At 63.3% G+C, this 25,527-nt stretch carries 25 protein-coding genes; 11 read left to right on the top strand and 14 right to left on the bottom strand.

Going from position 1 to position 25,527, the window contains the following annotated elements:
* Positions 1–167: 167 nt before the first annotated feature.
* Positions 168–881 (bottom strand): hypothetical protein, encoded by a 714-nt coding sequence (locus tag GRI58_RS11035; RefSeq protein WP_160753663.1) that lies wholly within the window; start codon positions 879–881, stop codon positions 168–170.
* 235 nt (positions 882–1,116) lie between these two features.
* On the opposite strand from GRI58_RS11035, the gene GRI58_RS11030 reads away from it, so the two are divergent.
* Entirely contained in the window at positions 1,117–1,566 is a 450-nt protein-coding gene (locus GRI58_RS11030; protein ID WP_160753662.1) for a MaoC family dehydratase, read from the top strand.
* Positions 1,567–1,618: 52 nt separating this feature from the next.
* Positions 1,619–2,800 (top strand): acetyl-CoA C-acyltransferase, encoded by a 1,182-nt coding sequence (locus tag GRI58_RS11025; protein ID WP_160753661.1) that lies wholly within the window; start codon positions 1,619–1,621, stop codon positions 2,798–2,800.
* Positions 2,801–2,896: 96 nt separating this feature from the next.
* Here GRI58_RS11025 and GRI58_RS11020 read toward each other — a convergent pair whose 3' ends face one another.
* Positions 2,897–4,261 (bottom strand): NAD-dependent succinate-semialdehyde dehydrogenase, encoded by a 1,365-nt coding sequence (locus tag GRI58_RS11020; protein ID WP_160753660.1) that lies wholly within the window; start codon positions 4,259–4,261, stop codon positions 2,897–2,899.
* 101 nt (positions 4,262–4,362) lie between these two features.
* Positions 4,363–5,598: a polyhydroxyalkanoate depolymerase gene (locus GRI58_RS11015; protein ID WP_160753659.1), complete on the bottom strand. Its 1,236-nt coding sequence runs from the start codon at positions 5,596–5,598 to the stop codon at positions 4,363–4,365.
* 144 nt (positions 5,599–5,742) lie between these two features.
* Between GRI58_RS11015 and GRI58_RS11010 the strand changes: the two genes are divergently transcribed.
* From GRI58_RS11010 to GRI58_RS10995, 4 genes are all read left to right on the top strand, one after another.
* Positions 5,743–7,578: an ABC transporter transmembrane domain-containing protein gene (locus GRI58_RS11010; protein WP_160753658.1), complete on the top strand. Its 1,836-nt coding sequence runs from the start codon at positions 5,743–5,745 to the stop codon at positions 7,576–7,578.
* An 81-nt stretch (positions 7,579–7,659) separates the two neighbouring features.
* Complete coding sequence (locus GRI58_RS11005) at positions 7,660–8,472, top strand: undecaprenyl-diphosphate phosphatase (protein ID WP_160753762.1); 813 nt, start codon at positions 7,660–7,662, stop codon at positions 8,470–8,472.
* An 81-nt stretch (positions 8,473–8,553) separates the two neighbouring features.
* Positions 8,554–8,826 carry a hypothetical protein gene (locus tag GRI58_RS11000; protein ID WP_160753657.1) on the top strand — a complete coding sequence of 91 codons (273 nt, stop codon included), beginning with the start codon at positions 8,554–8,556 and terminating at the stop codon, positions 8,824–8,826.
* Between the two features lie 59 nt (positions 8,827–8,885).
* On the top strand, positions 8,886–9,149 hold the full coding sequence (locus GRI58_RS10995) for a hypothetical protein (protein ID WP_160753656.1): 264 nt from the start codon (positions 8,886–8,888) through the stop codon (positions 9,147–9,149).
* Between the two features lie 86 nt (positions 9,150–9,235).
* On the opposite strand, the gene phhA is transcribed toward GRI58_RS10995, so the two are convergent.
* Positions 9,236–10,126, bottom strand: a complete 891-nt coding sequence (gene phhA, locus GRI58_RS10990) for a phenylalanine 4-monooxygenase (RefSeq protein WP_160753761.1) — start codon at positions 10,124–10,126, stop codon at positions 9,236–9,238.
* A 110-nt stretch (positions 10,127–10,236) separates the two neighbouring features.
* Between phhA and ppk2 the strand changes: the two genes are divergently transcribed.
* Entirely contained in the window at positions 10,237–11,007 is a 771-nt protein-coding gene (gene ppk2, locus GRI58_RS10985) for a polyphosphate kinase 2 (RefSeq protein ID WP_237452261.1), read from the top strand.
* Here the strand turns inward: ppk2 and GRI58_RS10980 are convergent.
* The 5 genes from GRI58_RS10980 to GRI58_RS10960 form a co-directional block, all read right to left on the bottom strand.
* Positions 11,004–11,858 carry an HTD2 family dehydratase gene (locus GRI58_RS10980; protein WP_160753654.1) on the bottom strand — a complete coding sequence of 285 codons (855 nt, stop codon included), beginning with the start codon at positions 11,856–11,858 and terminating at the stop codon, positions 11,004–11,006. The two genes, ppk2 and GRI58_RS10980, sit on opposite strands and share 4 nt — an antisense overlap.
* Complete coding sequence (locus GRI58_RS10975) at positions 11,855–13,087, bottom strand: acetyl-CoA C-acetyltransferase (protein WP_160753653.1); 1,233 nt, start codon at positions 13,085–13,087, stop codon at positions 11,855–11,857. The genes GRI58_RS10980 and GRI58_RS10975 overlap by 4 nt, the downstream gene beginning before the upstream one ends.
* Positions 13,084–14,340: a CoA transferase gene (locus GRI58_RS10970; RefSeq protein WP_160753652.1), complete on the bottom strand. Its 1,257-nt coding sequence runs from the start codon at positions 14,338–14,340 to the stop codon at positions 13,084–13,086. The genes GRI58_RS10975 and GRI58_RS10970 overlap by 4 nt, the downstream gene beginning before the upstream one ends.
* 1 nt (position 14,341) lies before the next feature.
* Positions 14,342–15,517 (bottom strand): acyl-CoA dehydrogenase family protein, encoded by a 1,176-nt coding sequence (locus GRI58_RS10965; protein ID WP_160753651.1) that lies wholly within the window; start codon positions 15,515–15,517, stop codon positions 14,342–14,344.
* 239 nt (positions 15,518–15,756) lie between these two features.
* Entirely contained in the window at positions 15,757–16,092 is a 336-nt protein-coding gene (locus tag GRI58_RS10960; protein WP_160753650.1) for a hypothetical protein, read from the bottom strand.
* A 148-nt stretch (positions 16,093–16,240) separates the two neighbouring features.
* Here GRI58_RS10960 and recQ point away from each other — a divergent pair, with 148 nt between their 5' ends.
* Positions 16,241–18,019 (top strand): DNA helicase RecQ, encoded by a 1,779-nt coding sequence (gene recQ, locus GRI58_RS10955; protein WP_160753649.1) that lies wholly within the window; start codon positions 16,241–16,243, stop codon positions 18,017–18,019.
* Here recQ and GRI58_RS10950 read toward each other — a convergent pair.
* A complete protein-coding gene (locus tag GRI58_RS10950; RefSeq protein ID WP_160753648.1) occupies positions 18,006–18,995 on the bottom strand; it encodes a TerC family protein in 990 nt (329 codons plus the stop codon). The genes recQ and GRI58_RS10950 overlap by 14 nt on opposite strands.
* A gap of 293 nt (positions 18,996–19,288) precedes the next feature.
* On the opposite strand from GRI58_RS10950, the gene GRI58_RS10945 reads away from it, so the two are divergent.
* Positions 19,289–20,203 (top strand): SPFH domain-containing protein, encoded by a 915-nt coding sequence (locus tag GRI58_RS10945; RefSeq protein ID WP_237452260.1) that lies wholly within the window; start codon positions 19,289–19,291, stop codon positions 20,201–20,203.
* A 24-nt stretch (positions 20,204–20,227) separates the two neighbouring features.
* A complete protein-coding gene (locus tag GRI58_RS10940) occupies positions 20,228–20,422 on the top strand; it encodes a type II toxin-antitoxin system antitoxin (protein WP_160753647.1) in 195 nt (64 codons plus the stop codon).
* A gap of 3 nt (positions 20,423–20,425) precedes the next feature.
* On the opposite strand, the gene GRI58_RS10935 is transcribed toward GRI58_RS10940, so the two are convergent.
* The 3 genes from GRI58_RS10935 to GRI58_RS10925 form a co-directional block, all read right to left on the bottom strand.
* Complete coding sequence (locus tag GRI58_RS10935) at positions 20,426–21,031, bottom strand: tetratricopeptide repeat protein (protein WP_160753646.1); 606 nt, start codon at positions 21,029–21,031, stop codon at positions 20,426–20,428.
* Positions 21,032–21,185: 154 nt separating this feature from the next.
* Positions 21,186–22,202: a GTP cyclohydrolase II gene (gene ribA / locus GRI58_RS10930; RefSeq protein ID WP_237452259.1), complete on the bottom strand. Its 1,017-nt coding sequence runs from the start codon at positions 22,200–22,202 to the stop codon at positions 21,186–21,188.
* 50 nt (positions 22,203–22,252) lie between these two features.
* A complete protein-coding gene (locus GRI58_RS10925) occupies positions 22,253–23,059 on the bottom strand; it encodes an exodeoxyribonuclease III (RefSeq protein WP_160753645.1) in 807 nt (268 codons plus the stop codon).
* A gap of 132 nt (positions 23,060–23,191) precedes the next feature.
* Here GRI58_RS10925 and GRI58_RS10920 point away from each other — a divergent pair, with 132 nt between their 5' ends.
* Complete coding sequence (locus tag GRI58_RS10920; protein ID WP_160753644.1) at positions 23,192–24,616, top strand: alkaline phosphatase; 1,425 nt, start codon at positions 23,192–23,194, stop codon at positions 24,614–24,616.
* Between the two features lie 221 nt (positions 24,617–24,837).
* On the opposite strand, the gene GRI58_RS10915 is transcribed toward GRI58_RS10920, so the two are convergent.
* Positions 24,838–25,497: a LolA family protein gene (locus tag GRI58_RS10915; protein ID WP_160753643.1), complete on the bottom strand. Its 660-nt coding sequence runs from the start codon at positions 25,495–25,497 to the stop codon at positions 24,838–24,840.
* Positions 25,498–25,527 lie beyond the last annotated feature (30 nt).

The raw sequence follows: 25,527 nt of genomic DNA, 5'->3' as shown, positions 1-25,527 counted from the left end.
ATCCGAAACCCGACAGCGGCTTAGATGCCGCAAGCGGCACAATCATCCTGTCGTAAGCCACAAGCATGGCAATACGAAAGAATTTTTGCAACAGCGAAAGGCGACAAGAAATTTCTCACATGGCGTTAGCCATGCAATATCCTGTCGCGTCGATGAGCGCCCTTTTGTTAGTCCCTGCGTGCGCGCGCGAGATGATCTAGCGCGGCGCGCAATTCGGTGCGTTCCGTCGAATAATCGCTTGTAACGTCCTCGATCGGCTCTGGCGCTTCCGCTTCGACCGGAATGTTCGCTGGCGAAGGTGCTTGATCAGCCTGAACGATCCGGTCCCGCTGGAAGGCGTCGAGGGCGCGGTCGAACCGTTCGACCAGTTCGGCGAGTTCGGCTTCTTCCCATCGTTCAGCTGTGTCGTCCCCGGATCGGATCGAAACATCGCTATCGGGTGGGCAGGCTTCGAACTGCGCCTCCTCGACATAGGTGGCCGTGTCATCCTCGGCGTCGAAACCTTCGTCGAGCTCCTCCCTTACGCGCAGAGGCCGCGGCATACGTTCGGCCAGTTCTTCGGGTGCACTGTCAAGCTCACTGGCCAGCTCGTTCCAATCATGCATGTGACGCCGACGCAGCGCTCGCGAGACGAGCAGGAACAGCATCAGCCCGACCAGTCCGACCACAACCGCTGCGGCAAGGCTGATCGCGATATGGCGCGCAAGGTCGAGCGGTGGGAGGAGGTCGGGGAACACGGCGTCGATCCTGCTCACAACCACTGCCCGGCCGATGACCCAGTCGGGCAACACCATAACCCCGAGCCCGACCAGCGCGGCGAGCCACAGCGCACCCCAATAGGGCAGAGCCGGATGTTCGAGGATGGATCGCTTGCGCGTCATGCGCCACAGGTTATCTCGCGATTGCCGACATGCGCAACACAATTGCGCGTTTTCCCGCCGATTCGCGGGCGTTTGCCCAGTGCAGACAATCCCTGGCTACTGCGTTTGCAGGCAATGCCGTAGCGGCACGTTAGCCGCGGTTGCGCACTGCCGGTCCATGCGCCATGACTTCGCCACACAGGCGCGCCCGATTGATGACTCGCGGAACGCCTATATTCATCTGAGGAGAGAGCCCATGACCCCACAGGAACTCGAAGCCAAAGTCGGCGAACATCTCGGCACCAGCGAATGGGTCGAGATGAGCCAGGACCGCATCAACATGTTCGCCGATGCGACCGGCGATCACCAGTTCATCCATATCGACGAGGCAAAGGCCAAGATGACGCCTTTCGGCGGCACCATCGCGCATGGTTTCCTCACGCTGTCGATGATCCCCTATCTGTCGGCCAATTCGGACCTGCCGAAAGTCGATGGCGTCAAGATGGGCGTCAACTACGGCGGCAACAAGACGCGGTTTATCGCGCCGGTGAAGTCCGGCAAGCGCATTCGCGGGCACTGGAAACTGCTCGAGCTGGTCGAGAAACGGCCCGGCCAGTGGCAGCAGACGCATGAGATCACGATCGAGATCGAGGGCGAGGACAAACCCGCCTTGATCACTGAATGGATCATGCAGTTCTTCGTCTGACCGGCACTCCTCCCCAAGGGACCGGACCAACCAACCAATCAAGGAATTACCCATGTCTCGCGATGCAGTCATCGTCTCAACCGCCCGCACCGCCATCGGTCGCGCTTACAAGGGCGGGTTCAACGACACCAAGGGGCCGACGCTCGGCTCCTATTCCCTCAAGCCCGCGATGGAGCGCGCCGGGATCGAACCCGGCGAGGTCGATGACGTGCTGTGGGGCAGCGCGCTCCAGCAAGGCACGCAGGCGGGCAACCTCGCCCGCCAGGTCGCGCTGCGTGCGGGATGCCCGATCGGCACCAGCGGCATGACCTTGGACCGCCAGTGTTCGTCGGGTCTGATGAGCATCGCCACCGCGGCCAAGCAGATCATCACCGACCGGATGGATATCGTCGCTGCCGGCGGGCAGGAATCGATCAGCCTCGTGCAGACCAAGGAAATGCGCGTGATGCCCGATCCTGAGCTGATCGCGATGCATGGCGCAATCTACATGCCGATGCTGCAGACCGCCGAAACGGTCGCCCAGCGTTACGGCATCAGCCGCGAAGCGCAGGACGAATACGCGCTTTCGAGCCAGCAGCGCACCGCCGCGGCGCAGGAAGCCGGGTTGTTCGACGACGAAATCGTACCCGTGACCACCACGCACAAGGTGCAGGACAAGGAAACCGGCGAGATTTCCGACGTCGAAATCACCATTGCCAAGGATGAAGGCAACCGCCCCTCGACCACGCTCGAAGGACTTGCCAGCCTGAAGCCGGTGATGGGCGATCCCACCACCATCACCGCGGGCAACGCCAGCCAGTTGTCCGACGGTTCATCGGCCAGTGTGCTGATGGAAGCCAAGGTCGCCGAACAGCGCGGGCTGCAACCGCTGGGCCGCTATGTCGGCATGGCTGTGGCGGGCACAGAGCCTGACGAAATGGGCATCGGCCCGGTCTTCGCCATCCCCAAGCTGCTCAAGCGGTTCGGGCTGAAGGTCGACGATATCGGCATCTGGGAGCTGAACGAGGCTTTCGCCGTGCAGGTGATCTACTGCCGCGACAAGCTGGGAATTCCGGGCGGTTTGCTCAACGTCAACGGCGGCTCGATTTCGATCGGCCACCCCTATGGCATGACGGGCGCGCGCTGCACCGGTCATGTGCTGCTCGAAGGCAAGCGTCGCGGGGCGAAATACGGCGTCGTCACCATGTGTGTCGGCGGCGGCATGGGCGCAGCCGGATTGTTCGAAATCTTCTGATTTTTCCAAACGGCATTGGCCCCATAGGAAAGGGGCGCGCATCGATCGGGATGCGCGCCCCTTTTGCGTTGTTCGGGCGTTTGACCGGCAGCCTACTCAGGCGGGGCGCATCACCGTCTTCAAATTCATGAATTCGTGCAGGCCGTGGTGCGACAGCTCGCGCCCGTGGCCCGATTTCTTGATCCCGCCGAACGGTGCCTCTGGCGCGCTGGCGAGGAACTGGTTGATCGCCGTCATTCCGGCCTCGATATCGCGGATGAAGCGTTCCTCCTCGCCCTTGTCATTGGTCCACACCGATGAGCCAAGGCCAAAGGGGATCGCATTGGCGATGGCGATCGCCTCGTCGATGTCCGCCGCGCGATAAACCTGCGCGATCGGGCCGAAGATTTCCTCCTGCGCGGTTTCGCTGTCGAGTGGCACCTCGGTCAGGATTCCGGCGGTGATATAGGCCCCCGGTCCATCGGGCACGTCGCCGCCCATCAGCTTGGCGCCTTCGTCCTGTGCCTTCGCCAGCTGGCTCAGCACGGTGTCGCGTTGCTCCATGCTGGAGAGCGGGCCCATATCGGTTGCATCATCGAAGGGATCGCCTGCGACCACGGCTTGCATCGCGGTTGAATAGCGGTCCAGGAAATCGTCATAGACATCCGTATGGACGATCATCCGCTTGCCGCAGATGCAGGACTGGCCGGTGTTCTGGATGCGCGCGGTGACCGCCTGCTCGACCGCCTTGTCCATATCGGCGCTGGGCATCACGACGAAGGGGTCCGACCCGCCGAGTTCGAGGACGACCTTTTTCAGGTTCATCCCCGCGCGCTGCGCCACGGCCTTGCCCGCGCCTTCGCTGCCGGTCAGCGTGACGGCGACCACACGGTCATCGTCGATGATCGCATTGACCGCGCCCGATCGGATGCACAGGTTCTGGAACAGACCCGCAGGTGCGCCGGCCTCGATCATCATTTCTTCCATCAGCGCGGCGGTGCCCTGAACGATGCTGGCGTGTTTCAGCAGGCCGACATTCCCGGCCAGGATAGCGGGCGCGAGAAAGCGCACGACCTGCCAATAGGGGAAATTCCACGGCATCACCGCGAGCACCGGGCCATGCGGCAGCCAGCGCCCTTCAGCGCTCTTGCCCTCGCCCAGCGCCCACAATTCCGGCTCCAGCATGGCCGGGCCTTCCTGTGCGAGATGGCGGAACAGGCTGGCGCATTTGCTCACTTCCGCGCGGGAGGAGGCAATGGTCTTGCCCATTTCGCGCGCGGCCATTTCTGCGAGCTTCTCTTCGTTTGCCCCATAGGTTTCGGCCAGTTTTTCGAGCAGGCCGGTGCGTTCGTCGATCGAAGAATTGCGCCACTCGGCGAAAGCTTGGGCAGCCTTGGCGAGGCGCTGTTCGATCTCGTCGGCGGTCAGTTCGGCGTATTCGGCCAGCGTCTCGCCGGTTGCGGGATTATGTGTCGTAATCATCGGGACAGGAACTCCAGTCAGGGTATGGTTTCCAAACCCGTGCTGCCACCTGTCCGTTCCGATTTCGCGCGAATTCCCTGACACCGCCGCCGACGCGGGGGTCAGCCGTGCGCGGCCATGAATTCCTCGACCACCGGGGCGATCTTCGTGCGCCAGCGGCTGCCGTTGAAAATGCCGTAATGGCCTGCGCCTTCGACGAGGTAATAGCGCTTCTTCTTCTCGGGCAGGTTGGGCGTCAGTTCGAGCGCAGCCCTGGTCTGGCCGATGCCGGAGATGTCGTCGCGTTCGCCCTCGACCGCCAGCAGCGCGGTGCTGGTAACCGTGCCCAGATCGACCTTCTCGCCCCGATGGGTGAGCGTGCCGCTGGGCAACGAATGCTTCTGAAACACCTCTTCCACCGTCTGGAGATAGAATTCGGCGGTCATGTCGCAGACCGAACGATACTCCTCATAGAAATCCTTGGTCGCCTGCGCCTCTTCCTGCTCGCCGACGGTGAGATGTTTGAACATCTCGTAATGGCTCATCAAATGGTTGCCCAGATTCATGCTCATGAACCCGGCGAGCTGGAGGAAACCGGGATACACCTTTCGCCCGGCACCGTGATATTGCACCGGCACGGTCGCGATAACCGACTGGCGAAACCATTCGATCGGCCGATCCATTGCCAGATCGTTGACCGAGGTCGGCGATTTGCGCGTGTCGATCGGGCCGCCCATCATCGTCAGCGTCTTGGGCGCGGCGGGGTGGTTGTTGGCGTTCATGATCGCGGTCGCGGCGAACACCGGGACCGAAGGCTGGCACACCGCCATCGCGTGGACCCCGGCACCATCGGCCTCGCCATGAATATGGTCGAGGAAGTCGATCACGTAATCGATGTAGTCGTCGAGGTCGAAGCGCCCTTCCGACAAGGGCACGCGCTTCGCATCGGCCCAGTCGGTGATATAGACGACGCTGTTTTCCAGCATCCGTTCGACCGTTCCGCGCAGCAGCGTTGCGTAATGCCCGCTCATCGGTGCGACGATCAGAAGGCGCGGCGCATCGTCGGCAAGGCCGGGATGGCTGAAGCGGCGCAGATCGCCGAACGGCTTGTTGAGGACAACGGCTTCGGTCACCGGCTGCTGCGTAGCGCCGACAGTGACGTTATCGATGCCGAATTCGGGCTTGCCGCGCGGCGCGGTGGCATGGGCGAACACTTCCAATGCACTGGCGGCGACCGGGCCAATCCCGGTATAACCCATCGGCAAGGCCGGGTTCGTAAACATTTCGGCGCCGATCGATGCCAGGGCGCTGGCCCCGCTCAGCCAGCTTTTCTGCAATTCATGGAATTGATAAAGCACGAAAATTCCCTTGCTGCGACCCCGGTTCCGGAGTGATGTATAGCTCCAAGGTGGGCCTTTCTTGCCCCTTGTGCAACGCACAATGCATAAATCTGGCTAACGCGATTGTGGATTTTCACGGATAAGCGGACTAGGCGGTTGCCCATGGAAGGCCAAGAAAACGCCTCCGAGGAGCCGCGCGGTCGCCGCCGTCGCGGGAAAATTCCCGGAGAACCGCCCAAGTCGCGCTCGCTCAAACCTCTGGGAATGATCTTTGACGCGGCGCGTGCGTATCCGCTGCAACTGACGATAGCCGCCATCGCGCTGCTGCTGACCGCGGTCATCACCTCGCTGGCTTTGCCTTCCGCGCTACGTTTGATCATCGATCGTGGATTTGGCGCCGCCGGTAGCGGGGCCGAGGATATCGGCCGCTGGTTCCGCTATCTGCTGCTGCTCGTCGCGGTGCTGGCCATCGGGACGGGCACGCGTTTCTATTTCGTCAGCTGGCTCGGCGAACGCATCGTTGCCGATATCCGCCGGGGCGTTCAGCGCAACCTCTTGCGCCTGTCGCCGGCATTCTTTGAGGAAAACAGCCCCAAGGAGATTGCCTCGCGGATGACGGCGGATACCGCGATTATCGACCAGGTCGTGGGCAGCACCATCTCGATTGCCTTGCGCAACGTGATCATGGCCGTTCTCAGCATTGGCTATCTGTTCTGGCTCGCACCCGAACTCGCAATCTGGTTGTTGGTCGCCCTGCCGCTGGTGATCGTGCCGATCGCTGTGTTCGGGCGGCGGATCAAGACGATCAGTCGCACGAGTCAGGATCGTATCGCCGACGTTGGCGCGATGACCACCGAAGTGCTTTCGGCGATGAAGATCGTCCAGGCCTTCAACCAGCAGGAGCGCGAAGCCGCGCGCTTCGGCGATGCGGTGGAACGGACCTTTGCCGTGGCCAAGACCCGCATTGTTATCCGCGCCGTGCTTACCACCATTTTGATGACTGCGATCTTCGGATCGATTACCGCTTTGCTGTGGCGCGGGGCGGTGATGGTGTCCGAAGGCCTGATTACCGGCGGTACCATCGGCGCCTTTGTCTTTGCCGGTCTGATCGCAGCCGGATCGCTGGGCGCCCTGACCGAGGTGTTCGGCGACTTGCTGCGTGCTGCCGGTGCATCGACGAGGCTGGCCGAGCTGCTCGACGAACGCCCCGGAATTGCGGCCCCCGAACGGCCGCAGGCGCTGCCGGTCCCCGCGCGGGGCAGCCTGTCGTTCCGCAACGTCACCTTCCGCTATCCCACTCGCCCCGAAGCCGCAGCGCTGCGTGATTTCAGCCTTGAGGTGCAGCCGGGCGAAACGGTTGCCATCGTCGGACCTTCTGGAGCTGGCAAATCGACCATCTTCCAGCTTGCCGAGCGTTTCTATGATCCACAGGCGGGCAGTATCCGTCTCGATGGCGTACCGCTGACCGGTGCAGACCCGGCCGATATTCGCGACCGCTTTGCCTTCGTCCCTCAGGAAGGGGTGCTGTTCAGCGCCAATGCGCGCGACAATCTGCGCTATGGCCAATGGGATGCGAGCGACGAGGAGATCTGGGAGGCGGCGCGTGCAGCCAATGCCGCCGATTTCCTGAAAGCGCTGCCGCAAGGGCTCGATACCTTCCTCGGCGAGGACGGAACGCGGCTTTCGGGCGGTCAGCAGCAGCGCATCGCTATCGCCCGCGCCTTGCTGCGCGACAAGCCGATCCTGCTGCTGGACGAGGCCACCAGCGCGCTCGATGCCGAAGGCGAGCGGCTGGTGCAGGAGGCACTTGAGCGGCTTATGGAAAATCGTACCACGCTGGTCATTGCACACCGGCTGGCGACGGTGCGGTCGGCAGACCGGATCGTGGTAATGGATGACGGGATGATCGTCGAACAGGGCACGCATCAGCAGCTGTCGGCAGGCAGCGGGCTCTATGCACGCCTGGCGTCGCTGCAATTCGGGCTGGCGCCCGGCTAAACCGCCTGCAACCGCGCGCCTTTTGCGACGGGATGACGGCTGGTGGCTTGACTTGGATGACCCATGCGCCAAGGGGGCGCAATGGACCTGACGCTCACCGCCATCCTGCTCGGCATTGTCGAGGGGGTCACCGAATTCCTTCCCGTTTCCTCGACCGGGCACCTGATCCTGGCCAGCGAACTGTTCGGCTATGACGCCAAGACTTGGGAGGTGTTCAACATCGTTATCCAGCTGGGCGCGATCCTGGCGGTGGTGGTGCTGTACTGGCGCACGATCTGGGCGGTGGTGACTGGACTGTTCAGCCGCGATCCGACCAGCCTGCGGTTCGTCCTAAACATTCTGGTCGCCTTCATTCCTGCCGCCGTGCTCGGCGTGCTGCTCAAGAGCCAGATCGATGCATTGCTCGAAAGTCCCTATCCGGTCGGGTTCGCGCTGGTGCTGGGCGGGGTCGCGATCCTCGTGATCGAGAAATACGCCAAGCCGGGCCCACCCACGGGTATCGGGCAAATTCCGGTGCGGACCGCCTTCGGCATCGGGGTAATCCAGTGCCTTGCGATGATTCCCGGTGTCAGCCGCTCAGGCGCGACGATCATGGGCGCCTTGGCAATGGGGGTCGAACGGCGTGCGGCGGCGGAGTTCAGCTTTTTCCTCGCCATCCCGACGATGATCGGCGCCACCGTGCTGCAAATGTGGGACCACCGCACCGAGCTTGCCAGCGGCAGCCTGACGGTTGGCTGGGGCCTGATCGGCATCGGCTTCGTCGTGGCCTTCGTGGTCGCGCTGGCGGTCATCCGGGCATTCGTGACGTATATCAGTCGCCACGGGTTCTCCCCCTTCGCCTGGTACCGAATCGTGATCGGTACAGCAGCAGTGGTCTGGCTGACGTTGCGCTGAGCGCAGAGGTAAACTTCGGGGAACATATTGCCGGGACAACACTTGTCTCTCTTGCGGCGCGATAGCGCGTGTGGAGAGAGCATGGGACTGGCACTGGTCATTATCATCGGCGCGATACTGGGTTGGCTTGGAGCCTTCCTGCTCGGCCGTGACGATGTGTTCGGTGGCACGATCAACGTTTTCGCCGGAATTGCCGGAGCGCTTTTTGCCGCAACCAGAGCCGGACCGGACTTGCTGCCTTACGGGGCCAGTGCGATCGAATTGATCTGGGGATGCCTCGGCGCAGCACTGGCGATCATAATCGTCAATCTCGCTAGCGATCTCATAACCAGCTCAGCCGAACACCGGTCCTGACAACAATTTCAGGGGCGCGAGGCGTGCCTGATAACGGTTTTACTAGAAGGGGAAAATTGATGAACACGACCAAGAAATTCATGCTGGCATTGTGCGCGACAGGCCTCAGCCTTGGCGTAGCCGCTTGTGACGGGCCCAAGGAAAACGCGATGGAAGACGCGGGCGAACAGCACGCTGAAGCCGTGAACGACAAGGCCGAAACAATGGAAGCGCAAGGCAAGATCACCGACGATCAGGCCGACGCGATGACCAAGAAGGCCGAAGACAAGGCCGATGCGATGGAAAAGCAGGGTGAAGCAGCGGACAACGCCAACGGGCATTGATCGCGCTTCACACTGCCGAGCAGTAAAGGAAAGGCGGCTCCGGAACGATCCGGGGCCGCCTTTCCCGTTGCATAGGTGGTGCGGCTTCAGACCGGCTTCGCGCCGCTCCCGCGCCCACCGCGCAGGAGATATTCCTGCGTGCCCCGGTGAAGCACATCGTCGACATCGATCACCGCGCTGTTGGCATAGGTGAAGGATGGCGAGAGGCTGGGGTAGAGCCGGTCGAAATTGCGCTCGACCGTCTGGTGATAGAGATCCTCGAAACTCTGAATCACGAAATACGTCGGCTGCAGATCGCTGATCACGTAATCGGTGCGCATCACCCGGTCGACGTTGAGCATGATGCGGTTGGGGCTCTTCGCTTCGGTCGCGAAGACGATCTCGGTCGGGCCTGACAGGATGCCGGCACCATAGGCCTTGATCCCGCCCGCCTCCTGGATCAGCCCGAATTCGACCGTATACCAGTAGAGCGCGCCCAACGCCTTCAGCCGGTTGTAGCGCATCGCCTTCCACCCGGCGCGGCCATATTCCTGCATGTAATCGGCATAGACCGGATCGGTCAGCATCGGCACATGGCCGAACACATCGTGGAACACGTCGGGTTCCTGGATGTAGTCAAAGGTTTCCCGCGTGCGGATGAAATTGCCCGCCGGAAAACGCCGGTTGGCCAAGTGCCAGAAGAACACGTGATCGGGGATCAGCATCGGCACCGGGACTACGCTCCACCCGGTCAGCGCCGACAGGTCTTCCGACAGTTTGCCGAATTCAGGCACGCCCCCGCGATTGAGGTTGAGCTTCTGCAAGCCGGCCATGAAGCTCGACGCGGCGCGGCCGGGCAGCACCTCCATCTGGCGCGCGAACAGATCGTTCCAGATCGCATCGTCTTCGGCGCCATAGTCGGTCTGCTTCGGTTCGAGCCAGTCCTCACCCACATGGGCGGGCTTTTTCAAGGGCGCGGTGAACACGTCCTCCGGCATTTCCGGAAGGCGGGTAAAATCGGTTTCGATATCGAGTTGTGTAGCCATAATGTTGTCTGATGGATTAGCACCTAGCACGAGGCATGACAAACGCGCGGAAGGAGTGCGGAATGAAACGCAAAGCCTATGAGGAAGCGCTGGAGCCGATGCAGCAGGAGCTGGTCGGGATGGCGCGCTGGGCGGCGGCCACCGGGCAGCGTATCGTGGTGCTGTTCGAAGGGCGCGACACGGCGGGCAAGGGCGGGGCGATCTCTGCGGTGCGCCACGTGCTCAACCCGCGCCAGTGCCGCGTGGTGGCGCTGTCCAAGCCGAGCGAGGCGGAACAGACGCAGTGGTATTACCAGCGCTATATCGCGCATTTGCCCAGCGCGGGCGAAATAGTGCTTTTCGACCGCAGCTGGTACAACCGCGCCGGGGTGGAACAGGTGATGGGGTTTGCCTCGCAATCGCAGGTCGACGGGTTTCTCGCGCAGACGCCGGTGTTCGAGCGTTTGCTGGTGGAAGACGGCATCCGCCTGTTCAAATACTGGCTGACGACCGATCAGGAACAGCAGGAAGAGCGCCTGCGCGAGCGGCTCGACGATCCGATGAAGCGCTGGAAACTCTCACCGATCGATCTCGCCGCGCGGCACAAATACGATGACTACACCCAGGCGAGAGAGGCGATGCTGCGTGTCACCCATACCGAGTGGGCGCCGTGGACGCTGGTCGATTTCAACGACCAGAAGCGCGGGCGGCTGACGTTGATCCGCAATTTGCTCGACCGCCTGCCGGAAACCGACGTGCTCCCGCCCGAGATCGATTTCGAACCGCTCGACCGCAAGCCGCTGACCGAAAGCTATGGCGTGCTCAAACCCATTCCCGTGTTCGAGGAAGACTAGGCGAGGCGCGCCTCGGCCCGCGTCACCTGCCGCCCGTCAGCGGCAAAGGCGCCAAGTTCCAGCGCGCCGTCACCCTCGCGCAACACCAGATGCAGCGCCTCGCCCGCGATCGCAGGCGACAGCCCGCGAAAGGCAAAGCTGGCGAGCGCGTTTTCGCCATAGCGGCTTGCCGCCAGTTGCAGCAGCAGGCTGGCGGTCAGCGGGCCATGCACCACCAGTCCGCGATAGCGCTCTTCCTCTTCGGCATAGGGTGCATCGTAATGAATGCGATGGGTGTTGAAGGTCAGCGCCGAATAGCGGAACAGCAGACGCGGATCGGGGGTTAGCGTGCGGTGCGCGTCCCAACCTGCCGGATCGAACGTTGTGTTGCCCTGCGGCACCGGGCTGAGCGGTGCATCGCTGGCCGCGGGCTCGCGATAGACCAGCGTCTGGCGCTCGTTCATCGCCAAGGCGCCATCCGCGCTGGTTTCGTGATCGACCTCAACGAACACCAGCGTGCCGCTCGATCCTGTCTTTTCCTTGATCGAGGCAACGCGGGAGACGCGTTCGATGGTATTGCCCACAGCAATCGGGCGGTGGAAGGTCAGGGCCGAGGACGCCCACATCCGCCGCGGCAGCGGGACTGGGGGCAGGAAGCTCGCGGTGCTGTCGTCGCGCCTCGGATGGCCGTCCTCGCCCAGATATGCGGTCGGGGCTTCGGGCGTGCAGAGACAGAAATGAATGCCCTGCGGCATTGCTGTCTCGGCGGGAACGGGCAGGTCGAAAGTGGCCAGCCAGCGCGCAGCAAGTCCGGCGTCGAGGTGGTCGGCGGCACGCTGCTCGCGCCCTATCCACTCGGCCCACTGGCTCATGCGGCGCGCTCGAAAATGGCTGCCATTCCCTGACCGCCGCCAATGCACATCGTCTCCAGCCCGTAGCGGACCTCGCGCCGCTGCATCTCATACGCCATGTCGGCGAGGATGCGCCCGCCGGTCGCGCCGATCGGATGGCCGAGCGAGATGCCCGAGCCGTTGACATTAAGGATATCGCGGCGGCTGTCGTCCGCTGACCAGCCCCAGCCCTTGAGCACCGCGAGCACTTGCGGAGCGAAGGCTTCGTTGAGCTCGACCAATCCGATATCGTCCCAGCCGAGGCCGTTGCGTTTGAACAGCCTCTCGACCGCGGGGACTGGGCCGATCCCCATGCTGCTGGGGTCGCATCCCGCCGCGCTCCACGAATGGAACCACAGCACCGGTTCGAGGCCCAGTTCCTCGACCTTGTCTTCGGCGACGACAAGGCAGGCGGCGGCTGCATCGTTCTGCTGGCTGGCGTTGCCTGCGGTCACTACGGCATCAGGATTGGACTTTCCCTCGATCGCCCGCAGTGCGCCCAGCGATTCCACCGTTGCATCGGCGCGATAGCCCTCGTCCTGCGTGAACATCACCGGATCGCCCTTGCGCTGTGGAACCGGGACCGGGACCAACTGGGCGTCGAACTTGCCTTCTTCCCAGGCCCGCGTGGCGTTCTGGTGGCTGCGGACGGCGAAGGCGTCGGCTTCCTCACGGGTGATGCCGTAATCCTTGGCGAGATTCTCCGCCGTCTCGATCATGCCGCTGATGACGCCGAAACGCTCGATCGGTTGGCTCATCACGCGGCCCCGCGTCAGCCGGTCCCACAGCTGGATATCGCCCATGCGCGCGCCGTGGCGCGCCTTGGTGGTGTAATATTCGACGTTCGACATGCTCTCGACGCCGCCTGCCACCACGCAATCGGCAGCGCCCGTCTGCACCATCATGGCGGCATTGACGATCGCTTGCAGGCCGGACCCGCAGCGCCGGTCGACCTGGTAGCCGGGCACTTCCAGCGGCAGCCCTGCGGCCAGCCATGACCAGTGCCCGATGGCGGGCGCCTCGCCGCTGCCATAGCCCTGACTGAACACGACGTCGTCGACGCGTTCGGGGTTCACTCCGCTACGCTCGACCAGCGCCTTGAGGATGATCGCCCCCAACGCGCCCGCTTCCAGCGGTGCAAGCGTGCCGAGGAACTTGCCCACCGGTGTGCGCAGGGGTGAACAGATGGCGACGCGGCGGAGTGTGGTCATGGCATGATCCTGCTTGTGGAGTAGTCGTGGCCCTTGTCGCTGGGTGCGGCGATGCCGCTGTCGAACAGCTGCCCGATCTGGCCCGAAGACAGGCCGAGCTTGTCGGCCAGGACTTCCTCTGTGTGTTCGCCCAGATAGGGCGCTCTTTGCGGCTCACCGCGCGGGGTGTCCGGGATGTTGGCGAAGCTGCGGGCGACCGGATAGTCGAAGCCGCTGGGATTGTCGGGCGTGTGCCCGAACAGCGGGTTTTTGCCGACGAGCTGCGGGTCCTGCGCGGCCTCGAACGGCGTGCGATAGCGTTCGTAGGTCATCCCCACCGCCGCCATGCGCCGTTCAAGCGATGCATAATCGTGCTGGCTGGCCACGGCTTGAAAGATTCCCAGCAGGCGGTCGCGGTGCTGGAAGCGTGGGGTATCGCCATCGGCGAAGCGCACGCCCAGCTCCTCTTCGAGTGCGGCAATGTCCTGCTCCACGCCGAACGCCTCGACGATGCCCGACCATTGCTTAGCGGTCAGCGCTGCGACCATGAAGCGCACGCCGTCGCGCGTGACCATGTCGCTGCCGAACGCCCCCCAGATCGCATTGCCCAGGCGCTCGCGGTCGCCACCGCGATAGAGCATCTCGGCCATCGTCCCCGAATTGGCCAGCGTGCCGATTGCCACATCGCCCAGCGGCACGCGAATTTCAGCTCCGTCGCCGGTGGCATCGCGATGGCGCAGTGCCGCCAGCAGGGTGAAGGCGCAATAGGCGCCGGTGAGGAAATCCCAGGCCGGCATCAGCTGGTTGACCGGAGGTGCGCGCGCCGGGTCCCAGTCGGCTGGCCCCGTCATCAGTGGATAGCCACTGGCGGCGTTGACGGTGAAATCCATCGCCTGGCGTCCGTCATGCCAGCCCATGATCCGCACCGAAATCAGATCGTCACGGTGCCGGGACATGGCGGCATGGCTAAGAAAGCTCTTGTCCGGTAGGTTGGTGACGCATTGCCCGACCTTGCCTGCCAGTTCGACGCATAATTCGCGGCCCTCGGCGCTGCGCAGATCGAGCGCGACCGACTTCTTTGCCCGGTTGAGGTTCTCCCAGGCGAGCGAGCGCCCGTTCTCGGCCAGCATAAAGCGGTCGTAGTCGAGCCCGCCCTCCTTGTGATCGACACGGATGACTTCCGCCCCGAATTGCCCGCAATAGAGCCCGACCGTGGGCGAGGCGACGAAGCTGGAGACTTCGACGATGCTCAACCCGGACAGGAGCTGGTACATCTCAACCCCGCGCAGCGAATTCGCGCAGCATGTGCTTGGCGATCTGCAATTGCAGGATCTGCGTCGTGCCTTCGTAAATGCGATAGATGCGCGCATCGCGGAAGAAGCGTTCGGCATCGTATTCAGCCAGATAGCCTGCCCCGCCATAGATCTGCACCACCCGGTCGACCACCCGGCCGCACATTTCGGATGCGAACACCTTGAAGGCGGCAGCTTGCCGAATGGTGTTCTCGCCGCGATCCACCCGCGCCGAGACATCAGTCATCATGCATTCGGCGGCGTAGATTTCGGTCTCGCTTTCGGCGAGCATCTGCTGGATCAGCTGGAAATTGGCGATCGGCTCGCCGAAAGCCTTGCGTTCATTGGCGTAGCGCAGGGCGGAATCGAGCGCACGCCGGGCATAGCCGGTCGACGCCGCGCCAACCGAGATGCGGCCATTGTCGAGGCTCTTCATCGCGAATACGAAACCTTTTCCGGTCTCCCCGCCCAGCAGCGCATCGCCCGGAACATGCACATCGTCGAGCATGATATCGGCGATATGGCTGCCCGACTGGCCCATCTTCTTGTCCGGGCTGCCGACCGAAACGCCCGGCGTGTCCATTGGCACGATGAAGGCGCTGACGTGGGCGTTCTTGGGCAGCGCATCCTTTTCGGTACGCGCCATGATCAGCCCGACCGAGGCGTGGGGCGCGTTGGTGATGTAACGCTTGGTCCCGTTGAGTATCCAGCCATTGCCATCCGGGTCGGGGCGAGCGGTGGTGGCCATCGCCGCGCTGTCGCTGCCCGAGCCGGGTTCGGTGAGGCCGAAGCACGCAATCTCGCCGGCGGCGATACGCGGCCACCATTCGGCCTTCTGTGCGTCCGTCCCGCCGTTCTTGATCGCCGAATTGAACATGCCGACATTGATCGAGAAGATCGAGCGATAGGCGGGCGCAGCATAGGCCATTGCCCTGACCGTGCGGGCATACTGGCTGGTGCTGAGCCCTGCGCCGCCGAATTCCTCCGGAACGGTCAGCCCGAACAGCCCCATCTCCTTCATCTCAGCGACGATTTCGTCGGGAATGCGGTCATTGGCGATCACGTCCGCTTCAGCCGGGATGAGGCGTTCACGCACATAGCGATCGAGCTGGTCGATGAACTGTTCGAAAAGCTCCGGGTCCATTCCCTGTTGTGTCATCCTGTCCTCTCCCAAAGCTTGTTTTTATGACGCCGATGGGTTCGGCGCAGATGATGGCGACGGATCCGGTGTCGGCTGTGCCCGCGGGTCGTTCAACATGCTCGCGGCATCGTTCAACGCCTTGCGTTCGCTGGGCTTGGGGGGAAGGTCGCCGGATCCATCCGACGACCCCGAACAGCTTGCAAGCGCAAGGCTCAGCAGAGCCAGGGCGACACCGCGTATCATCCGGCCCGTCGCCCTCAATCGGTCGTTTTCTGCCCGTCCGCTGTCGGCTTGGCAGTGGGCGAAGAAGCGGCCATGGCATCGGCGGCCATGGCGGCGGTCTGTGCCGCGTTATCGCCTGCTTCCTGGGCCTTTTGCTGCTCGGCAACGTCCTCGCCCGCAGTATCGGGATTTTCGGTGGCATTGGCGCTGGGGTCGGCGACCGGGGTTTCGGTGGTGGTCTGCAGCGCCTCGTTGGCGGGAATTTCAACCGTGTCGGGCTGGGCTTCTTCCGAAGCATTGTCCGAACGGCCGCAGGCCGCAAGGGCCAGCGCCAGAGGCAGGGCAAGCGCGAGCGAGTGACGGAATTTCATATCGGGTCTCCTTCGAGGATCGAATGGCGCATGACGGTGTGCGCCGCATGTCTCACCCGTCAGTAATCATAGCTAAGGGGACTGGCCAAGGGGAAAATCGGCAACCGGCCATTCCCTAGCGGCAGTCGATCTGGCAACGCGGCCCGCAATGACCCTCGCCACACTTTCCGATGCGCGTAGCGAATTGCACAGGATTTTCGGTTTCTCCGAATTTCGCGGCCGACAGGAAGACGTGGTCGAACGCGTGCTTGCCGGGCAATCGACGCTGGCGGTGATGCCGACCGGGGCGGGCAAGTCGCTGACCTACCAGCTGCCCGCCGCGATGCTGCCGGGGACTTGCGTGGTCATATCGCCGCTGATCGCGCTGATGCACGACCAGCTGCGCAGCGCGCGCGCCAACGGCATTCGCGCGGCCACCCTGACCAGTGCCGACGCCGACTGGCGCGAAACGCTCGATGCGTTCCGCTGCGGCAATCTCGACTTGCTCTATGTCGCGCCCGAGCGGGCCAGCCAGCCTGGGTTCCGGGACTTGCTGTCCACCGCATCGCTCAGCCTGTTCGCGATCGACGAGGCGCATTGCGTCAGCGAGTGGGGGCACGATTTCCGACCCGACTATCGCCGCCTGCGCGGATTGATGGACGATTTTCCCGATGTCCCGCGCCTTGCACTGACCGCGACCGCCGATCGCCAGACGCGTGCGGACATCCTCGCCCAGCTTGCCATCCCCGAGGACGGGCTGGTGCTGGCCGGGTTCGACCGGCCCAATATTCGCTATGCGATCCGCCCGCGCGATAATCCGGTGCAGCAACTGGCGCGGCTGATGGCGGAGGAGGCGGGGCCGGGCATCGTCTACGCGCCGACCCGCCGCAAGGTGGAGGAACTGGCCGACAAGCTGGGCGCGGCCACCGGGCGTCCGGTGTTGCCCTATCACGCCGGTCTCGATGCGGAAGTGCGTGCGGCGAACCAGCACGCCTTCGTCGCCAGCGAGGATATGGTGATCGTCGCCACCGTTGCCTTCGGCATGGGGATCGACAAGCCCGACGTGCGCTTCGTCGCGCATGTCGGCGTGCCCAAATCGATCGAAGGATATTATCAAGAGACCGGCCGTGCGGGTCGCGATGGCGATCCGGCGCGGGCGGTGATGTATTGGGGCGCGGGCGATTTCGCGCGGGCCCGGATGCGGCTTGAGGAAGTCGAGGAGGCGCGCCGCCAGTCGGAACGCGAACGGCTCGATGCGCTCGCCGCGCTTGTCGAAACGCCCGGTTGCCGCCGGGCATTGCTGCTGCGGCATTTTGGCGAGAGTCCGCCGAACGCTTGCGGCAATTGCGACAATTGTCTCGATCCGCCGCAGGTCAGCGATGCGACTGAGCTTGCGCGCAAGCTGCTTTCGGCGGCCTATCGCACCGGGCAGAGCTTCGGGATCGGCCATTTGCAGAAGGTGCTGACCGGCAGCATGGACGAACGCGTCATCCAGCGCGGGCACGACCGGTTAAGCGTGTTCGGCATCGTCGCGGCGGAGGAGGCGGCGCTGCTCCGCCCGGTCGCGCGGGCGTTGCAGGCGCGCGGCGATCTGATTGCCAACGAGCACGGCGGGCTGCAATTGGCAGGCAATGCGCGGGCGATCCTTAAAGGTGAGATGCCGCTGGCGGTGGTGATGCCGCCCAGACGCCGAAGCAAGCGCGGCGGCGCTGGCGGCGGCGCCAATCCGGTGGGCGACCCGCTGTTTGACGCGCTGCGTGCGCTTCGCCGCGAACTGGCAGAGGAAGCGGGCGTGCCCCCCTATGTCGTGTTCCATGACGCCACCTTGCGCGCGATGGCCGAGGCGCGCCCGGCCAGTCTGGGTGCAATGGGCGCACTACCCGGCATCGGCGCAAAGAAGCTGGAAGCTTACGGGCAGCAATTCCTCGACGTCATCAGCCGGAACTGACCTCCTCGCCGTCGTTCCGCGTGGCCCATAGTGAATAGCCGATGCCTGCTGCTATCAGTGCAAAAGTGACGCCAAGGCTGATCAGCGGCGGAAACTTCGCGCCGCCAAGCAGGAAGTCGGTGACGAAGATCTTGCTGCCGATGAACACCAGTACGCCGGCGAGCGCATATTTGAGATAATGGAAGCGGTGAACCATCGCGGCGAGCGCAAAATAGAGCGCGCGCAGGCCAAGGATAGCCATGATGTTGCTGGTGTAGACGATGAAAGTATCGGTGGTGATGGCGAAGATCGCCGGCACGCTGTCGACCGCGAACACCAGATCGGCAAGGTTGATGACCACCAACGCGAGCAGCAGCGGGGTCGCCGCGCGGACAGTCCTGCCGGTCTTTTCGTCCGGCACTTGAACGATGAAACGGTGCCCGTGCAGTTCCTTGGTCACGCGCATATGGCGCGAAATCCAGCGGATCGCGCGGTTCTGCGACAAATCCGCCTCGCTGTCGGAGGAGAACACCATCTTGATCCCGGTAAAGATCAGGAAAGCGGCGAAAATATACAGCACCCAATGCGCCTCCGCGACCAGCGCCGCGCCGCCCGCGATCATCAGGCCGCGCAGCACGATCACTGCGAGAATGCCCCAGAGCAGCGCGCGATACTGGTATTTCGGCGGAATCGCGAAATAGGTGAAGATCAGGCTGATGACGAAGACATTGTCGATCGAGAGCGCCTTCTCGATGAAATAGCCGGTGAAATATTCGCTCCCCGCCTGCGCGCCGAGCGCGAACCAGACCCAGCCGCCGAACAGCATGGCAATGGCAATGTAGAACGCCGACAGCTTGAGCGAGCGGGCGATGCCCATCGCTTCGTCCTTGCGGTTGAGGACGCCGAGGTCGAAGGCGGTGAGCGCCAGAACGATGACAGCGAACGCCAGCCAGAACCAGATCGGCGTACCGAGCCAGAGGGTGCCGAGAAATTCCATAAACCTACCCACTCCACATCTTGCGGCGCGCAAGGGCGCGCGTTCACTGGATCGGATGACGATCGACCGGAAAAAGGCTGTGGGAGGTCGCAATGCTCCGGGCCCGGCATGATCGGCATATCCGATGCGGTCCGACATCACGTGGCGGCTGCCATAGGGCAAATCCGCCGCGCCAGAGGGGCCCGGTCCCGCAGGGTTTAAATGCCCATAAAGAGGGCAAGTTTCAACCCTCTTGCTGGATCGCCCAAAATGATATAAATGTGATATCATAATCATATCGAAGGGGGTTATTCATGCAAATTGAACTCAAGGGAATGAACACCAGCAAGGAAAGCGCCGGCTCCAGCCTCAGCGGCTATCCGATACTGGCGTTGATCGCGGCGATGGTGGTGATCGGGATCTGGAACCTCACCGGCAATTTGCCGCCTGCAGGATCGCCGAAACTGGTTAAGTTGGCATTCGTGGGCATGTTGTTCGGTCCAGCCCTTATCATCCTGTTTGTGTCTGCCGGATTCTTCATGATCCAGCCCAATCAGGCGACGGTCATCACGCTGTTCGGCGAATATCGCGGTACCGAAAGGCGCGAAGGCCTGCGCTGGGTATGGCCGTGGATGGGACGCAAGAAACTGTCGGCGCGGGCGCACAACATCCATTCCGAAAAGGTCAAGATCAACGATCTGCGGGGTAATCCGATCGAGATCGCCTGCAATGTCGTTTGGCGGGTGCAGGATACGGCTCAGGCCTATTTCGATGTCGATGATTTCAAGGAATTCGTGAACATCCAGATTGAGGCCGGCCTGCGCACCGTGGGTTCGCGCCATCCTTATGACGACCTCGAAAACGAGGAAGTGACGCTGCGAGGCAGCGCGGATGTCGTCAATCGCGAACTGCTCGAAGAGCTGAACGACCGCCTGCGCGTGGCTGGCATCGTGGTCGACGAGGCTGGCCTCACCCACCTGGCCTATGCTGCCGAGATCGCCAGCGCGATGCTGCGCCGCCAACAGGCCGAAGCAGTGATCGCGGCGCGTTCCAAGCTGGTGATGGGCGCGGTCGGCATGGTCGAGGATGCGCTCAACAAACTGTCCGAAGACGGCGTCGTCGAACTCGACAGCGAACGTCGCGCGACGATGGTGTCGAACCTGATGGTGGTGCTATGCGGCGAACGCGAGGCGCAGCCGGTAGTCAACGCCGGGACGCTCTACCAGTAACGCGAGCTTACGGGTCCGAATTCGATGAGCAAGAAAGCCTTCGCCCTGCGCCTCGATCCAGCGGTTTATGCCGCTATCGAGCGCCTGGCGGCGGCCGAACTCAGGAGCAGCAATGCCGAGATCGAGATCCTGCTGCGCGAGGCATTGGAGCGGCGCGGCATCCGGGTGTCCGCCACTCCCGCTCCCCGGCGCGGACGTCCCTCGAAGCAGGATGATTGAGCGTCAGTTACCGAGCGCGGTCGGCGAAGAGGCGTTGCGCGGCAGGATGCCGTAAGCATCCGCTATCTGGTTCGCCCGGTCGTACAGCATCGCATTCGACTTGGGATCGATCGAGGTCAGCTTCTCGTTCAGCAAGCTCATCGCGCTGGAATCGCCCGCGGCGGCGGCGACCAACCAGTACGCGACCGCTTCCTTCTCGTCCGCTGGCACGCCCTGCCCATTGGCATAAAGCACGCCCAACCCTTCGAGGGCGTGCGCGTTACCCAGTCTTGCAGCGAGCTGGTAATAGCGCATTGCGGCGGCATAGTCCTGCGGAACGCCCCGGCCATTGGCATACATCACCGCCAGGCTGGCGATGGCATCGGTGTTCTTTTGCGCGGCGGATTTGCGGAACAGGTTGATCGCCTGATCGAGCGTGCCGGGATATTTGCCCTCGTCGATCAGCACGCCAAGCTGCCATTGCGCGTTGGCGTCGCCCGCTTGGGCGGCATCGACGACAGATGCATCGGCAGTTTTCGCGGAGTTGTGCGCTTGCGGAGCACCGGCCAGCAGGGGAGCCGCGTTCGTCAGGAGTGCGATAGCGACGAGGCCGCCAAAAAACTTACGCATGGTTCAGTCCAACCCTGTGACGAGCCGCCCTGTTACAAGCGGCCTTGTGCAAGCACCCTATTGTCTCGCGCTTCCAACGCCCCCGCAAGGCTGCGGTTTCCGCAAGTTTCATGCAGTCCCGCTATGGGCCACGGTTATTTCGTCGGGTTACCGGTTAAGGTAAAAAATGACCCGCACGGTCCCGCTTGGTGGCGAGATAGTGTTCGTTATGCGCGCCTGCGCCGAGGCTGTGTGCGACCCGTTCGACCACCTCGATACCCTCCGACCCGAGCGCATCGACCTTCGCAGGATTGTTGGTCATCAAGCGAATCCGCTCGATATTCATCAGCGCGAGCATCCTTGCCGCGACCGGGAAGTCGCGCGCTTCGTCCGGCAGGCCAAGCCGCGTGTTGGCATCGATCGTATCGTGGCCCTGGTCCTGCAGACGGTAGGCGCGCAGCTTGTTGACGAGGCCGATCCCGCGCCCTTCCTGCCGCAAATAGAGCAATACGCCCCAGCCGCCCTGCTTCGCTTCTTCCGCCATCGCTGCGAGCGCGCCGTCAAGCTGCGGCCCGCAATCGCATTTGAGGCTGGAGAGTACGTCGCCGGTCAGGCATTCGGAATGCAGGCGCACCAGCGGCAAATGCTCCGCGCTGCGCTGCCCGATCACCAGCGCTACGTGTTCGCGCGTGTCGTCGGCACTGCGGTAAGCGATGATTTCGGCATCTTCGGCCGCGGCAACCGGCAGGCGCGCGCGTGTCGCGAGTTTCAAATTGTGCGGATCGGTCAGCGCGACGACATCGCTCAGCGCGATTGGCTGGGCTTCCACGGCTTCGCGTGGATCGACCAGGAAAGCGGGAAGGATTCCTGCAATCCGCGCAAGGTCGAGCGCGCCCGCCGCGGCGCCGCGCCAGTCGAAGGTGAGCGCCTTGAACGGTCCCTGCAACGGATGGGCGAGATCCGCCGAAGGGTCGGCTACGGCCATTGCGGCGGCAAGGTCGAACAGCTCGGTTCCGCGCAAAAGCACCGGCTCGGACGGATTGGCCGCCTCGAGCTGGTTCGCCAGCTTGAGCGTCACCGCGCGGCTGGCGGAAATCAACATGGTGTCCGCAGTGAGCCCACCCACGAACGCCGTCTCGACCGGCTGGAGCAGCGGCGCGTCGGGAAAGCGCAGCGGCCAGCCATGGCGCAAAGCGTCGACCGCCTGTGCGCCGCGCCGCGAGGGGGAAGGGCCGGGAGCGCTCAGAGATCGAACTCCGTCACCAGCGGTACGTGGTCCGATGGCTTTTCCCAGTCGCGGCAATCCTCGTGCACATGATGCGCAACCGACTGCGCGGCCAGTTCGGGGCTTGCCCACATATGATCGAGCCGCCGACCGCGGTCGCCCGCCTTCCAGTCCTTCGAGCGATAGCTCCACCAGCTGTAATAGCGTTCGGGCGCGGAGCGATGCTGGCGGCCGATGTCCTGCCAGCCATGCGCGTCCATGAAGCCTTGCAGTGTCTCGACCTCGATCGGCGTGTGGCTGACCACCTTGAGCAGCGCCTTGTGGTTCCAGACATCGCTTTCGAGCGGCGCGACGTTGAAATCGCCAACGATCAGCGTCGGTCGATCTACGGTTTCTGCCCAGCGCGTCATGCGTCCGAGGAAATCCAGCTTCTGGCCGAATTTGGGATTGATCGCCCGGTCGGGCTCATCGCCGCCTGCGGGGATATAGACGTTCTCGATCACCGTGCCCTGGCCGGGGCCTTCGAGTTCGATCCCGACGTGGCGCGCTTCGCCATTGTCCTGCCAGTCGTGGCGCGAGAATTCGTGAAAGGGCACGCGCCCCACCGTCGCTACGCCGTGATAGCCCTTCTGCCCGTGGACTGCGAAATGCTCGTAGCCGAGCGCGCGGAAAGCCTCGTAGGGGAACTGGTGCTCCTGGCACTTGATCTCCTGCAGGCAGAGGATGTCGGGTGCCTGCTCGGTCAGGAAGCGCCCCACGATCGGCATGCGCAGCCGGACCGAGTTGATGTTCCACGTCGCGACGGAAAGATTGGAAGAAGCCATGGCCTGCCAGTTAGGCCGCGCTCGGCGGCTGCACAAGGTTACGGGGAGTTGTCGCGATGCTTTCCTTGTTTTGTCGCATTCCCATCGCATAGAATCGCTTTCGACCAGGCTTGTTGGAGGGGTTCAGAAGCAATGATGCGTTTTTGTCGTTCGCTCACGGTTCTCGTGGGCGTTTCATTGCTGGGTGCCTGTGCGAGCACCACTCCCGCCGAACTGGCGAGTGCCGCCCCCGCGCCTGAGCGGGCGCGGAACGTGATCCTGTTCATCGGCGATGGCATGGGCGTCTCGACCGTTACCGCGGCGCGCATCTATGCCGGGCAGAAGCAGGGCCACACGGGCGAGGAAAATCTGCTCTCCTTCGAGAAATTTCCGCAGACTGCTCTGGTGAAGACCTACAACACCAATGCGCAGGTGCCCGACAGCGCGGGCACTGCTACTGCCATCAACAGCGGCGAGAAGACGCGCATGGGTGTGATCGGGATCGGGCCGGCGGCACGGCGCGGACAATGCCGAGAAGCGCTCGCCCACCCGCTCTCGCTCGTGGCCGAGGAGGCGCACAGGGGTGGTAGGGCGATCGGCATCGTCACCACCACCCGGCTGACCCATGCGACACCGGCGGCGGTCTTTGCGCATAGCAGCGACCGCGACTGGGAGGCCGATGGCGATATCCTCGCCGCCCAGCGCGCGCAGGGGTGCCGTGACATCGCCGCGCAGCTCGTGGACTTCCCTTTCGCTGTCGCGCTTGGCGGAGGGCATGAGAAATTCGTCGCGAAATCGCGGGGCGGCGATCGGCTCGACGGGGCAGCTGACCTGCCCGAGCGCTGGGTTGCGGATCATGGGGGGAGCTATGTCGAAAGCGCCGACGCACTGGCACGCGCGCCGCACGATCGCCCGGTGCTCGGCATCTTCAGTCCCAGTCACATGACCTATATGGCCGAGCGTACTCCGGAGTCCGCCGAACCGACGCTGACGCAGATGACCGCGGAGGCGATCGACCGACTCAACCAGAACCCGCAAGGTTATTACCTGATGGTCGAGGGCGGGCGGATCGATCATGCGCATCATGAAAATCGCGCCGGTTACGCACTGGAAGAAACGGTCGAGTTCGCCCGCGCGGTGCAATATGCGGTCGAGCATACCGATCCGGCCAAGACGTTGATCCTCGTAACGGCTGACCACAGCCATGTCTTCACCATGGCGGGCTATCCGAGGCGCGGAAATCCGATCCTCGGCCTGGTCGTCCCGCCGAGCGGCGACGACGATGAGCATGGCGGCGCTGAAACAGATGGCGCGCCCGTCATGGCCAAGGATGGCCAGCCCTATACGACGCTGGGGTATGCCAATGGCCCGGCCGCAGTGAAGGGACCACGGAGCAGGCCGGAAACCGGCGTGCAAGCGCATCAGCAGTCGCTCGTGCCGCTCGGCTCGGAAACTCATGGCGGTGAAGATGTGGCGCTCTATGCCACCGGTCCGGGTTCGGATAATGTGCATGGCGTCATCGAACAGAACCAAATCGGGGCGATCATGCGCGCAGCGCTGGGACTGTCCGGTGAATAGCGTCCGAACATAGAAAAACCCTCGTGCCGGGGGCATTGGCACGAGGGTCCTTCTTGCGTTCGTCACGCTTTACAGAGCGGGGTACCGAAGGAATGGGCAACAGGGGGGAAACCCACCTTCATCCGGTCTGTGAGAGATGTTCTACGCGCCTCTGGCTTTCTACCCAATGAATAGAGCGTATCGGATTGTCGCAGAGGGGCCACGTCTGGCCCGCCGAACGATCAGCGCGGACGACCACCCGAGCGGCGTGGATCGACGAAAGTGAATTCCTTGTCAGAGATCGCCATGCCGTAGCGCTGGTTCGACAGCCGCACCGTGGTGCGATGGTTCTGGGCATCGAGCGCGACCCAATTGGTCAGCTCCAGTCCGCCCGGAGCGGAGGCGTCGCGCACGAAGATCAGCGTGATCACGCCATATTCGGGCCGCTTGGGATCGCGCACTTCGATGCCGACGACATTGGCATTGCTCGTGGGCACGAGCTTGCCAAAGGCCTTCACATCGCGATTGGGATCAAGCAGTGCGCCGAGCGGCGAGTTCTTGATCGGCCAGCGCTGGACCTGCTTGACCTCGTAATCGATGAAATAGAGTGACTTGCCGGTCGAGACGAGCAGCATATTCGCGCCCTTCTCGTATTCGAAGCGGATCTTGCCCGGGCGCTTCAGGTAAAGCTTACCCGAAACCGTCTGGCCATTGCGATCGGTCTGGGTGAAATCGGCGGTCATTGTGCCGATGTCGCGCAGGGCCGATACCGCCTGATCGAGCTCGCTGGTCGCGGCATGGGCCGGGACGGACGAAGCCAAGGCGGCAGGCAATACAGTGCACAGCGACAGCGCAAAGGCGCCGCGCAAAGCTTTAATCGGAGAACTGGTCAAGATCGTCATGCTCCTGCGATTGGCATCGGAGCATTGAAC

It is taken from the genome of Qipengyuania algicida, from assembly GCF_009828025.1.
In the GTDB taxonomy this organism is placed as follows: domain Bacteria; phylum Pseudomonadota; class Alphaproteobacteria; order Sphingomonadales; family Sphingomonadaceae; genus Qipengyuania; species Qipengyuania algicida.
The sequence above is the reverse complement of the archived record's forward strand: the minus strand, read 5'-3'. Positions and strand labels throughout refer to the sequence as shown.